Raw genomic sequence first — 11,824 nt, 5'->3', positions numbered from 1 at the left:
AGGCACGCATGCTCGAAGTCACGGGTCTCCATGCCGGCTACGGTGCCATCCCGGTGCTGCACGATGTTTCGCTCACCATCACGCGGGGCGAGTCGGTGGGCATCCTGGGCCACAACGGCATGGGCAAGACCACGCTGCTGCGCACGCTGATCGGCGCGCTGCGCACCGCCGCCGGCGCGGTGCGCTTCGACGGCACCGACATCACGCGCCATGCGCCGCATGCGCGGGCGCGCCTGGGCATGGCCTATGTGCCGCAGGGGCGCGAGATCTTTCCGGCGCTCAGCGCCATGGACAACCTGCGCATGGGCCTGGTGAAGACCGGCGAGCGCACGATGGACACCATCGAGGCGCTGCTGGAAGACTTTCCGCGGCTGAAGCCGCTGCTCGAGCGGCCCGGCGGCTCGCTCTCGGGCGGCGAGCAGCAGCTGCTGGCGCTGGCCCGTGCGCTGGCCGGCAAGCCGACGCTGCTGCTGCTCGACGAGCCGACCGAAGGCATCCAGCCTTCGATCATCGAGGAGATCGCCGAGACGCTGGCTGCGCTGCGCGACCGCATGAAGCTCACGATCGTGCTGGTGGAGCAGAACCTCGAATTCATCGCGGCCGTGTCGCAGCGCGTGCTGGTCATCAAGCGCGGCCAGATCGGCGGCGAGATCCCGCGCGAGCACCTCGGTGATTTCGAAATCATGAGCCAATACACAGGAGTCCATGGATGAGCAACGAACTGCACTACCTCGAGCTGCTGGACGTCGGCCGGCGCATCCGGCGCAAGGAGCTCTCGCCGGTCGAGGTCACGCAAGCGCAGCTTGCGCGCATCGAAAAGGTCGACGGCGCGCTCAAGAGCTATGTGATCGTGATGGCCGAACAGGCGCTGGCCGACGCGCGCCGCGCCGAGGCCGAGATCGCCCGGGGCGAGATCCGCGGGCCGCTGCACGGCGTGCCGCTGGCGGTGAAGGACCTGTGCTGGACCCAGGGCGTGGCCACCGCCGCCGGCATGACGCTCTACCGCGACTTCGTGCCCACCGAGGACGGCACGGCCGTGCGCAAGCTGCGCGAGGCAGGCGCCGTGATCCTCGGCAAGCTGCAGCTCACCGAGAGCGCCTATGCCGACCACCATCCGACCGTCACGCCGCCGGTCAACCCGTGGAACGCGGCGCACTGGTCGGGCGCATCGTCGAGCGGCTCGGGCGTGGCCACGGCCGCGGGGCTTTGCTACGGGTCGCTCGGCACCGACACGGGCGGCTCGATCCGCTTTCCGTCCTCGGCCAATGGCCTCACCGGCCTGAAGCCGACCTGGGGCCGCGTGAGCCGCCATGGCGCCTTCGAGCTGGCCGCCACGCTCGACCACATCGGACCGATGACGCGCAGCGCGGCCGATGCGGGTGCGATGCTCGGCGCCATCGCGGGGGCCGATCCGAAAGACCCGACCGCAAGCCTCGCGGCCGTGCCCAACTACCTCGCGGGCATGGAGCGCGGCTTGCGCGGCCTGCGCGTGGGCATCGATGCGCGCTGGAACGGGGAAAGCGTCGACGCGGCCACCGCGAAGGTGATGGATGGTGCGCTCGCGGCCGTGCGCGAACTCGGCGCCGAGGTGCGCCACGTGACGTTCCCCGACCCGGCGCAGGTCATCGCCGACTGGTTCCCGCTCTGCGGCATCGAGGCGGCGGTGGTGCACGAATCGACCTATCCCGCGCGCAAGCAGATGTACGGCCCCGCACTCTCGGGTCTGCTCGACCTGGGCCGTGCGCAGAGCGGCATCGACTACCAGAAGATCGTGCTCAACCGCCATGCCTTCAGCGGCAGGGTGCGCGAGATGTTCGAGGGCATCGACCTGCTGCTGATGCCTTCGCAGGGCGTCGCCTCGCCCACGCTCGAGCGCATGCTGAGCTTCGGCGAGGACGCCGAGCTGATGTCCGCGATGCTGCGCTACACCTGTCCGCTGGACATGAGCGGCAGCCCGACGATCACGCTGCCCGGCGGCTTCACCGATGCGGGCACGCCGGTCGCGTTCCAGTTCGTCGCGCGCCACTTCGAGGAAGAGCTGCTGGTGCGCGCCGGCTGGGCCTTCCAGCAGGCGACCGACTGGCACCAGCGGCATCCGGCGCTGTAGCCCCTTCCTTCATGTACGAGTCCAGGCGCCGGGTCAGGGCGGCTGCTGCCGCGCATAGCGGCCCGGTGGTTGGCCCACGCAGCGCCTGAACGCCGTGCTGAACGCGCTGGCGCAGCCATAGCCGACGCGTTCGGCAACCTCTGCGATGCCGGCATCGCCGCGGAGGAGCAGATCCTTCGCGACGGCCATGCGCCAGGCAAGCAGGTACTCCATCGGCGGCGAGCCGACGGCGCGCGAGAAGCGCTCGAAGAACGCCGACCGCGACAGTGCGGCCTTTCCTGCGAGGTCGGCCACCGTCCACGAATGCGCGGGGTTGTCGTGAAGATGCCGCAATGCGATCGACAGGCGCGGGTCGGCCAGGCCGCGAAGCAGCCCCGGCGGCGCAGCTCCGCCGGGCGTGGAGCGCAGAGCCTCGATCAGCAGCAGTTCGACAAGGCGTTCGAGCACGAGATCGCGCCCCGGCTTCTGTTCGAGCGACTCCTCCCTCACGAGCTGCACCAGAACGGAAAGCCGCCCGATGTCGCGCACGTGCAGCAGCGTCGGAAGCAGCGACGCCAGCAGCGAGGCATCCGGCGAATCGAAGGCGAAGTAGCCGCCGAGCATCCGCATGTCAGGCGGACCTTCGCGCCGGCCGTGGCGGATCTCGTCCGTCGGCGCGGGTGCCAGCTTGGGATCCACGGCGACCGGCACCGCCGGCTCGAGGCCCGACATGGTGAATCCCGGTGTCGCTGGCATGAGCACGAAGTCGCCGGCGACCAGGGCGAGGGGTTGCTGCCCGTCCACCGCAAGAACGCATGCGCCCTCGAGCATCGTGCAGAAGCTGGGCTCGCCGAATGCCGAATAGCGTACCGCCCACGAACCGGCGCCGCTGATCACCTTCGCGTACACCGCACGCGGGCGAAGCAGCTGGACGACTTGTGCGAGGGGATCAGCCATGCAGGACTCCTGCAAACAAAGTATGGACTCCGGATTATAGGAAGTCCTTCGGGCCGGCGATATCGTGACGCACCTCAACCCAAGCTCAAAGGAATTCCGATGAAGACCATCCTGATCACCGGCTGCTCGTCCGGCTACGGCCTGGAAACCGCGCGCCACTTTCAGGCCCGCGGCTGGCAGGTGATCGCCACCATGCGGACGCCGCGCGCCGAGCTCTTTCCTCTTTCGGGGCGCCTGCGCGTGCTGCCCCTGGATGTGACGAAGCCCGAAAGCATCGCCGCCGCGCTCGAAGCCGCCGGACCGATCGACGTCCTCGTGAACAACGCCGGCCTCGGACTCTTCGGGGCGTTCGAGGCGACGCCGATGGCCACCGTGCGCGACATCTTCGAAACCAACACCTTCGGCACGATGGCGATGACCCAGGCCGTGCTGCCGCAGTTCCGGCGCCGCAGGTCGGGGCTGGTCGTCAACGTGACGTCGACCGTCACGCTCGCACCGATGCCGCTCGTGGCGGCGTACACCGCGAGCAAGACCGCGATCGAAGGGTTCACGCAGTCGCTGGCGCTCGAACTCGCCCCGTTCGACGTTCGAGTGAAGCTCGTCGAGCCCGGCTATGGGCCAGGCACGCGCTTCACCGCCAATGGGGCAGAGCGCATGCAAGGCCTGATTCCCGAGCCCTATGCCCCCTTCGCGCACTCCATCTTTGCGGCACTGGGGAGTCCGGCCGCAGTGACCACCGGACCGGACGTGGCCGAGGCCGTGTGGCGCGCCGCGGGCGACCCCGCCGCAACGCTCCGGTACCCGGCGGGCGCCGACGCGATCGCGCTCGCCCGGAACGCCGCTGCCTCGTGCCAGTCCGGAATGTGAAGGCTCAGCGTGCCGCCATCCGCCTCGGGCGCGCATCGGACGGGCCGGCTGCTGTCGCCATGCCCGAGCGTGCCTTGACCAGGGCCGCAAGCTCGGCGGGCGGCACGGGCCGGCTGAAGAGATAGCCCTGCATCTCGTCGCAATCGTGGGCGCGCAGGAAGTCCCGCTGTTGCTCGGTCTCGACGCCTTCGGCAATGACCCTGAGGTTGAGCTCGTGCCCCAGCGAAATGATGGCCTTGGCGATGGCCTTGTCGTCTTCGTCGCCGGGAATGTCGCGCACGAAGGCGCGATCGATCTTCAGCCGGGCAATGGGAAAGCGCTTGAGCGCGCTCAGGCTGGAATAGCCGGTGCCGAAATCGTCGATGGAGAACTGCACGCCCATCGCCTGCAGGGCCTTCATCGATTGCAGGGCCTTCTCGAGGTCTTCCATGACCATGCTTTCGGTGAGCTCCAGCTCCAGGAACCGGGCGTCGAGCCCGCTGTCCCCGAGCGCCTGTGCGACTTGCTCGATCAGGGTCCGTTCCCTGAACTGCCGTGCGGACACGTTGACCGAAACGCTGAAGGCCGGCACGCCCGCGTCCTGCCAGGCTTTGTTCTGGAAGCAGGCGGTGCGCAGCGCCCATTCGCCGATGGGAACGATGAGGCCGGTCTCCTCCGCGAGGGGAATGAATTCCACCGGGGAGACCAGGCCGCGCTCGGAATGCTGCCAGCGGATCAGTGCCTCCACGCCCGTCACCCGGCCCGATCCCATCTCCACCTGGGGCTGGTACAGCAGGTGGAACTCGCCCCGCGCGATGGCATGGCGCAGTCCTTCGCACAGGGCGAGCCTGTCGCGGATCGCACCGTTCATCTCGGCCGCATAGAACTGGAAATTGTTGCGCCCCGAATCCTTGGCGCGGGACATCGCGGCATCGGCGCTCATGAGCAAGGCGTCGGCATCGGCGCCGTCCGCAGGATAGGTGGCCACGCCCAGGCTGGCCGTGACCTGGACCCCCTGGCCGTCGATCTCGACGGGCTGCGCAATGGTCTCGAGCAGCCTTTGCAGGGCCGGCGCGACCTCCGTTCCGTCCCCGGGCTGGTCGTACAGAAGGATCACGAATTCGTCGCCGCCCGTCCGCACCACCGTGTCCACGCTGCGCAGGCACCGGGTCATGCGTCCGGCCATGACCTTCAGCAATTCGTCGCCGGCCTTGCGGCCCAGGCTGTCGTTGACCCGCTTGAAGCCGTCGAGGTTGATGAACACCACCGTCATCAGCCGGCCGTATCGATCGGCGTACGAGATGGCTTGCCGGAGACGATCCTCCAGCAGCGCGCGGTTCGGCAGCCCCGTCAGTACGTCGTGGGTGGCCTGGTGCTTCAGGGTGTCGGCGCTGCTCTCCAGCAGCGCATTGGAATTCTCGATCGACTCCGCCATCTGGTTCATCGCGTTCGCGAGGATGCCGAATTCATCCGCGCGGCCGTGCGGCGCCCTGGCACCGAGGTCTCCCGCGGCCACACGCCGGGAAAAGGCGATGAGCTGCGCGATGGAGCCCGTGATGCGTTGCGAGACGATGCTCGCGACCACCACGCCCAGAACGGTCGCCAGGACGACCATGGCGATGGCGGCCCAGCGCGACAACCTGGCGGCGCGTTCGACATCGCTGCGCGTCTGGAGCGCGCGCTTGGTCGCCGCGGTGTGCAGTGCCTCCACCGAGGACTCGATGGCGACGGCCGTGTCGACGTAGCCTTGGCGAAGCGCGTGGGCCGAGCCCGGGGAGTCCTCCTTGCCATGCTGCGCGATGAACGCGAGGAATCCGTCCTCGTACTGCCGGGTCTGGGCCTCGATCCGGTCGACCCGGTCCCTGAATTCCGGATCCGTCGAGAGGATCCGAAGGCTGGCAAGGTACTCCCGCATGTCCAGCAAATGGTTCTGCATGGCCGGCAGGGAGAGCGCGCTTGCCTGCGCCACCCCGAGCCGGTCCGCGGACAGCAGGAGTTCGTTCTCGGCGTCGCGGGCCTTGTACATCGCCAGCGAACTGCGCAGGCTCAGGTCCGCCATCCGGTTGTCGCTGTTCAGCAGCTTGTCGATGGCCGCCGCGGAACGCTGTTCGCTCAGATAGAAGGACACGCCCAGTGCGAGCATCAGCACAATGAGGACGCCGAATCCCAGTGCGATCTCCACCCGCAGGCTGCGCATTCTTCTCCCCCAGGAGAAGTCGATCGGGAATTTGATCAATTGCGGCTCGCTCCCAAGTCGCTGCTGGAGAGATGCGTCACTGCCTTCGCTCTGCGTCGACCATCTTCAGGAACGTGCGCACGTTCTCGTCGCCCGCGAAGCGCCTGATCTCCTCCCGGGCGCCCTGCGTGGCCGCGCGGAACGGCGCCGGGTCGGGGCGCGTGACCTTCACGCCGGCGGCAATCATCTTTGCGATCAGCTCCTCCTCTTCGGCAATGATCTTCCTGCGCATGCCGTCGCCCGCCGCCTTGCTCTCTTCACGCACGATCGCCTGCTCGGCCGGCGTGAGCTTCGCCCAGGTCCTGGTGCTCATGAGGTGGAGCGTGTTGTAGTACACATGGCGGGTCAGGGCGAGGTGCTTCTGCACCTCGTACAACTTGTTGTAGTAGATGACGTTGAGCGGGTTCTCCTGGCCGTCGACCAGGCCCTGCGACAGCGCCTGGGGAAGTTCCTTGAAGCCGACCTTGCTGACCTGGGCGCCCAGCGCTTCCATCGTGGCCTCGAGTTCCGCGACGGGCGGAACGCGCACCCTGAGGCCTCTCACGTCCTCGGGCACGTTGATCGGGCGCTTGTTGTTGGTGATGTTGCGGAATCCCCATTCCCAGTTGGACAGGATGACGAAGCCCTGCTTCTCGGCCAGCGGCGCGAGCCAGTTCATGGCCGGGCCATCGAGCACGCGGTGGGCGTGCGCATAGCTGTCGAAGAGATACGGCATGACGACGACGGAGAACGTCTTCTCGTACTTGATGAGGTAGTTCATCGAGGTCACGTCCATGTCGATCGCGCCCAGCCTGACTTTCTGCAGCAGTTCGTTCTCGCTGCCGAGCTGGGAAGCGGGAAAGATCTCGGTGCGGACCTGCCCGTGGGTGCGCTCCTCGACCCGCTTGGCGAACTGCAGCGCCGCCAGATGGGCCGGGTGCGTGATCGCGGCGGCGTGCACCAGCGAGAGCACGACGGGCTCGGCATGCACGGCCGGTGCCGCGAGGCCCCAGGCCGCGACAAGCAGCAGAAGTGCTTTTTTCATGCGGCGGCCCCGTGGTCCCCGCCCTTGCTGCGCTCGCTCTGCTCCATGGTGCCCGAGCGCAGCAGGTCGCCGGCCTCGGTGGCCATCACGGCCTCGCTGAAGTAGTAGCCCTGCGCCAGCGTGGTGGAGCCGGTCGATTGAAGAAAGGCGAGCTGCGTCTGCGTCTCCAGTCCCTCGACGATGATGCCGATGCGCGCTTCGCGCGCGAGATTCATGATGGCGCGAACCGTGGCCGCGCTGTCCGGATCGTCGATGGCCCGCTTGAGCATCGACTGCGCGATCTTCAGGTGGTTCACGCGGTAGGTCCGCAGGTATTCGAACGAGGAATATTCGGTGCCGAAGTCGTCGATCGCAATGCGCACGCCGAGCGCCCGCAGCCTGGGCAGCACGTCGTTGTGGGTCCATGTCATCTGGGCCAGCGTCGACTCCGTGACGTCGAACTCCAGCACGGAGGGATCGAGCTGCCACTTCGCGAGGCTCTCGGTCACGTCGCGGATCAGCTCGCCGCCTTGCCTGAGCTGCCCGAGCGACAGGTTGATGGCCACGACGGGCGGTGCCACGCCCTGTTCGCGCCACACGCTCAGTTGCCTGCAGGCCTGGTCCAGCACCCAGCGGCCGAGCGCGACGATGCCGCCGGTGCGCTCGGCGATCGGCACGAACGCGGCCGCGTCGAGCAGGCCGCGCCTGGGATGGTTCCAGCGCAGCAGCGCCTCCACGCCCACGATCTTTCCGGAGGACAGCTCGACCTGCGGCTGGTAGTAGAGCTCCAGCTCCTCGCGTTCGATGGCCTGCTTCAGGTCCTCGCCGAGCGCCACGCGGTCGCGCACTTCGAAGTCGAGTTCCTCGGAGTGGAAGTGGTACTGGTTGCGCCCCTGTTCCTTCGAGCGGTAGAGCGCCACGTCGGCCTGCGCAAGCATTTCCTCCGGGCTCTCGCTGCTGGATGCATAGGGGCAGATGCCGATGCTGGCCGAGGCATGCACCTGGTTGCCGTTGATCATGTACGGGCGCGCGAGCGCCTGCTGGATCTTCTCGGCCAGCGCGCCCGCGGCGGCCGGATCGGTCATCTCGCTTTGCAGCACGGCGAACTCGTCGCCGCCCAGCCGCGCCACCACGTCGGTCTCGCGGGTGCAGTTCTTCAGCCGCAGGGCCACCTCGCGCAGCAGCAGGTCGCCGCCCGGATGGCCGAACATGTCGTTGACCGGCTTGAAGTGGTCCAGGTCGAGGCAATGGAGCGCGAACGGCACCGAGCCGCGCCGTGCCGCGGCGTGGGCCTGGTGCAGGCGCTCGACCAGGGTGGCGCGGTTGGCCAGGCCCGTGAGCCCGTCGGTGCGCGCCAGCCTTGCGAGTTGCTCCTCCGCCGCCTTGCGCTCGGTGACGTCGATGACGATGCCCTCGACCTCGATGAGCCGGCCGTCCTTGTCGCGCACCGGAACGTAGCGGTTCTCGACCCAGCGCCGCGCGCCGTCGCCGGTGCACAGGCGGTATTCGATGGAGGCGCCTTCGGCGTCCTTTTCGAGCACGCGCGCCATCGCGGCGGCGACGCCGGGCTGGTCGGCCGGGTCGATCAGCACGTCCGCCCAGTTCGGGTTGGCCAGCAGGGCCGCCGGTTCGTGGCCGAACTTGGTGATGTTGTGCGAGATGTAGATCAGCGGGAACGCCGGCTCGCCGCGCAGGCGGTAGAGGATGGTCGGGCTGTTCTGCACGATGATGTTGGCGTCCGACAGCTCGCGCGTGCGTTCCTCCACGGCCTGCTCGAGCTGGTTCATCTTGAAGGCGGCGTCCTCCGTCATCTGCCACTTCATGGTGAGCGCGCTGGCCAGCTGGCGCACCTCGATCGGATCGAAGGGCTTCTTGAGCACCAGCAGGCGGTCGCGCGCGTCCAGCCGCTCGAACACCTCGACCCACGACTGGTCCGCGTAGGCCGTGCAGATCACGATCTGCAGGCGCGGGTCTTCGAGCCACAGCTGCTCGATGGTCTCGACGCCGTCCCACCCCGGGGGCATGCGCATGTCGATGAACGCCATGGCGTAGGGCGCCTCGGCCGCCAATGCCTCGCGCAGCTTCGCGAGCGCCTCCTGTCCCTGGTAGGCGCTGTCCAGCACGAAGTCCGCTTCGCTTTTCCTGGCCGAGGTGCCGAACAGCGCGGACTCCAGGTCGTCCAGGTTCGCATCCGCGGCCGCGGGGAGAAGGATCTTGCGGAAGTCCTCGTGGATGGCCGGCGTGTCGTCCGCCAGCAGGATGCGGCGGTTCTGCGGTTTGCTCATGGCGTTTGTCCCGCCTTTCTGATCGGAAGTTCGAGCGTGAAGGTGGCGCCGGTGCCGGGCCCGTCGCTGTGGACGGCCAGCGTGCCGCCCATCTCGCGCGCCGCGATCGCGGCGCTGTGCAGGCCGAAGCCGTGGCCGTCCTTCTTGGTCGTGAACCCGTGCACGAACACCCGCGTCAGGTTTTCCGGGGCGATGCCGACCCCCGTGTCCGCCACGCGGATGCGCAGCGTCTCGTCCTCCACGATCTCCGCATCCAGCATGAGCTTCGCGCTGTCGTCCGCCGCCGCCTCCATCGCTTGCCTGGCATTGCGCACCAGGTTCGTCAGCACCTGCAGCACGCGGCCCCTGTCCAGCGGGAGCTCGGGGATCCGTGCGAGGTCGCTCTGCATCACCACCTGGTGGCGCGCCGGGCCACCAGCGTTCATGCGCAATGCATCCTCGACCACCTCGTGGATCCGTATCGCCTCGACCAGGCTGGAGGCGCCGGCATGGGCCTGCTGCGCGGCGATGATCTCCTTGATGTGGTCGACGCTCTTGGTCAGGGCCACCAGTTCGTCGACGACGGCGCGCTGCTCCGCCACCAGGAGCGGTGTCAGCTGCATCAGGTAGCCCGGGAGCATCTTGCCCTTGGCGTCGGAGGCGAGGAAGGTGCCCAGGTCGTCCGCATGCGCGTTCATCAATTGCACCGCGCGCGCGAGCCCTTCCACCTTGGACGCGCGAACCTTGGAGAGGATCAGCCCGGCGGATACGTTGACGCTGTTGAGCACGTTGCCCACGTTGTGCAGCACGTTGGTGGCGATCTCGGCCATGCCGGCCGAGCGCGCCGCGGCCACCAGGTCGGCCTGCGTCTTGCGCAGCACCCGGTTGACCTCCTCGTTCTCGCGCAGCGCCGCTTCCAGCTCGGCGGTGCGGCTGAGCACCTGCTCCTCCAGCATGATGGTGGTCTGGAAGAGGTTGAAGTCGGAGCCCTGCGCATTGGCGCTGCGCTCGGCACGGTCCATCAGGGCCTGGATGATCTTGTTGAGCCGTGCGATCTCGTCCGTCGGGGACAGCGCCTGCGCGCCGGGGCGCTGCTGCGTTGCAGTCTCAGACATGGCTGGCCTCCCCGCCGTTAGTGCCGAATGCGATGCCGACCAGCGTCTGGTTGACGTGCACGCCGCGGAACTGCTCGCCATAGGTGTGGAAGCCGACCGTGTTGTTCTCCTGCAGGAGTTCGCCGATGCGGTCCTTCGCGCTGCTCTGTGCGATCTCCAGCTTGCGCAGGATGCAGTCGTAGCCCAGCACCAGCTGCGGCGGTCCGATCTCGGCGCGGATGCCGGCGAAGGCCTGCTGCAGGTTCTCCAGCAGGTCCACGCCCTTGGCCACCCGCAGCACCAGGCCGTTCTCGATCGCACAGAAAAAAGTCAGGCTGCCATCCGGATTGGCCTTCTGGATCGAGCGCACATAGGTGGTGCCGCCGATCGTCAGCACCACCGGCCAGGCCGCGAAGCGCGAAGGGTCCAGGTCGGAGGCATCGATGCCGAGCATTCGCGCGTACTCCTGGCTGGCCGGAAGGCCGTTGATTTCCTTGACGGTGCGCGAGGCGGCGTCCGCCTCGGTCACGACCAGCCTGTCGTCGGTGGCGACGATGTGCTGCGTCTTGAAAATGCGAAACGGCATGCGCGACGCCACCAGCACCAGCACCGCGCAGTCGGAGCAGAACCGGCCGTTCCAGTAGACCTGGGTCTGGTCGAACTTCATGCCGTCGCCGGCCGAACCGCCGAGCAGGGGAAGCCTGCCCAGTGCGGTCTGGAAGGCGCGTGTGACGGGTTCCTCGCGCAGCGACAGGCCGTCGATCAGCAGCAGCGCGAAGCTGTGGTCCGCATCGCCGGGCGGGCCCGCGGCCAGCAGCTCATGCAGCAGCGCCTGGGCGAAGTCCTGGCCGGCTTCCACCTTGAACTGCTGCAGCTGTTCGACCTGGCCTGCCGCCACCCTGAAGTGGCTGGCCGGAAAGCTCGCACCCGCAAGGCTGTGGTCGCGCAATCCGGCGGGGCCGATTTCCCCGGCCGTGGTGCAGCCCGCGACCGGCACGTCGCCGAACAGGCGCTTCATCTCGTCGGCAAGCGCATCGAGGTCGTATTCGCTGGAGCAGTAGAAGATCACCAGCGCCATGCCGGGCTGCGCCACCATGGCATGGAATTCCTGCGCGGCCTTGCGGGGGTCCGCCGCGCAGGAGTGGGCTTTGCGTATGCAGTCCGTCTCCGTCATGTGGCGACTCCTTGCGTGAGGGTGCATTAGACGCTTGATGCATCGCCGTGGCGGACTCAATCCATGCGGGACATCCCTGCTGCGGACCGCGATCTCTCGATGTCGCGGCAAGTGCCTACATGAAAAGTTCTAACGCAGGACCCCAACTGCGCGACATACGACGA

9 protein-coding genes are annotated in these 11,824 nt (G+C 67.9%); 3 read left to right on the top strand and 6 right to left on the bottom strand.

Annotated features, from left to right (window positions below; all coding sequences use genetic code 11):
- Nucleotides 1-8 precede the first annotated feature (8 nt).
- Together ACAM54_RS30435 and ACAM54_RS30430 are read left to right on the top strand one after the other, a co-directional pair.
- Nucleotides 9-713: an ABC transporter ATP-binding protein gene (locus ACAM54_RS30435; RefSeq protein WP_369651259.1), complete on the top strand. Its 705-nt coding sequence runs from the start codon at nucleotides 9-11 to the stop codon at nucleotides 711-713.
- Nucleotides 710-2,107: an amidase gene (locus ACAM54_RS30430; RefSeq protein ID WP_369651260.1), complete on the top strand. Its 1,398-nt coding sequence runs from the start codon at nucleotides 710-712 to the stop codon at nucleotides 2,105-2,107. The genes ACAM54_RS30435 and ACAM54_RS30430 overlap by 4 nt, the downstream gene beginning before the upstream one ends.
- 33 nt (nucleotides 2,108-2,140) lie before the next feature.
- Here ACAM54_RS30430 and ACAM54_RS30425 read toward each other — a convergent pair whose 3' ends face one another.
- Nucleotides 2,141-3,043 (bottom strand): AraC family transcriptional regulator, encoded by a 903-nt coding sequence (locus ACAM54_RS30425; RefSeq protein ID WP_369651261.1) that lies wholly within the window; start codon nucleotides 3,041-3,043, stop codon nucleotides 2,141-2,143.
- A 99-nt stretch (nucleotides 3,044-3,142) separates the two neighbouring features.
- On the opposite strand from ACAM54_RS30425, the gene ACAM54_RS30420 reads away from it, so the two are divergent.
- Nucleotides 3,143-3,910 carry an SDR family oxidoreductase gene (locus tag ACAM54_RS30420; RefSeq protein WP_369651262.1) on the top strand — a complete coding sequence of 256 codons (768 nt, stop codon included), beginning with the start codon at nucleotides 3,143-3,145 and terminating at the stop codon, nucleotides 3,908-3,910.
- A 4-nt stretch (nucleotides 3,911-3,914) separates the two neighbouring features.
- Here the strand turns inward: ACAM54_RS30420 and ACAM54_RS30415 are convergent, their stop codons facing one another.
- The 5 genes from ACAM54_RS30415 to nosP are packed head-to-tail and all read right to left on the bottom strand — an operon-like array spanning nucleotide 3,915 to nucleotide 11,660.
- A complete protein-coding gene (locus ACAM54_RS30415; RefSeq protein ID WP_369651899.1) occupies nucleotides 3,915-6,125 on the bottom strand; it encodes a putative bifunctional diguanylate cyclase/phosphodiesterase in 2,211 nt (736 codons plus the stop codon).
- A 37-nt stretch (nucleotides 6,126-6,162) separates the two neighbouring features.
- Nucleotides 6,163-7,149: a TRAP transporter substrate-binding protein gene (locus tag ACAM54_RS30410; protein WP_369651264.1), complete on the bottom strand. Its 987-nt coding sequence runs from the start codon at nucleotides 7,147-7,149 to the stop codon at nucleotides 6,163-6,165.
- On the bottom strand, nucleotides 7,146-9,413 hold the full coding sequence (locus ACAM54_RS30405) for a putative bifunctional diguanylate cyclase/phosphodiesterase (RefSeq protein WP_369651265.1): 2,268 nt from the start codon (nucleotides 9,411-9,413) through the stop codon (nucleotides 7,146-7,148). The genes ACAM54_RS30410 and ACAM54_RS30405 overlap by 4 nt, the downstream gene beginning before the upstream one ends.
- Entirely contained in the window at nucleotides 9,410-10,507 is a 1,098-nt protein-coding gene (locus ACAM54_RS30400) for a sensor histidine kinase (RefSeq protein WP_369651266.1), read from the bottom strand. The genes ACAM54_RS30405 and ACAM54_RS30400 overlap by 4 nt, the downstream gene beginning before the upstream one ends.
- Nucleotides 10,500-11,660 (bottom strand): nitric oxide-sensing protein NosP, encoded by a 1,161-nt coding sequence (gene nosP / locus ACAM54_RS30395; protein ID WP_369651267.1) that lies wholly within the window; start codon nucleotides 11,658-11,660, stop codon nucleotides 10,500-10,502. Before nosP ends, ACAM54_RS30400 begins: the two co-directional genes overlap by 8 nt.
- Between the last annotated feature and the right edge of the window lie 164 nt (nucleotides 11,661-11,824).

This window comes from Variovorax sp. V93 (assembly GCF_041154485.1).
In the GTDB taxonomy this organism is placed as follows: domain Bacteria; phylum Pseudomonadota; class Gammaproteobacteria; order Burkholderiales; family Burkholderiaceae_C; genus Variovorax; species Variovorax beijingensis_A.
This window is presented reverse-complemented; position numbering and strand designations above follow the sequence as displayed.

Coding starts and splice junctions, on each gene's coding strand:
- ACAM54_RS30430 (WP_369651260.1), top strand. CDS start 710: ATGAGCAACGAACTGCACTACCTCGAGCTGCTGGACGTCGGCCGGCGC.
- ACAM54_RS30405 (WP_369651265.1), bottom strand. CDS start 9,413: ATGAGCAAACCGCAGAACCGCCGCATCCTGCTGGCGGACGACACGCCG.
- ACAM54_RS30400 (WP_369651266.1), bottom strand. CDS start 10,507: ATGTCTGAGACTGCAACGCAGCAGCGCCCCGGCGCGCAGGCGCTGTCC.
- ACAM54_RS30435 (WP_369651259.1), top strand. CDS start 9: ATGCTCGAAGTCACGGGTCTCCATGCCGGCTACGGTGCCATCCCGGTG.
- ACAM54_RS30425 (WP_369651261.1), bottom strand. CDS start 3,043: ATGGCTGATCCCCTCGCACAAGTCGTCCAGCTGCTTCGCCCGCGTGCG.
- nosP (WP_369651267.1), bottom strand. CDS start 11,660: ATGACGGAGACGGACTGCATACGCAAAGCCCACTCCTGCGCGGCGGAC.
- ACAM54_RS30410 (WP_369651264.1), bottom strand. CDS start 7,149: ATGAAAAAAGCACTTCTGCTGCTTGTCGCGGCCTGGGGCCTCGCGGCA.
- ACAM54_RS30420 (WP_369651262.1), top strand. CDS start 3,143: ATGAAGACCATCCTGATCACCGGCTGCTCGTCCGGCTACGGCCTGGAA.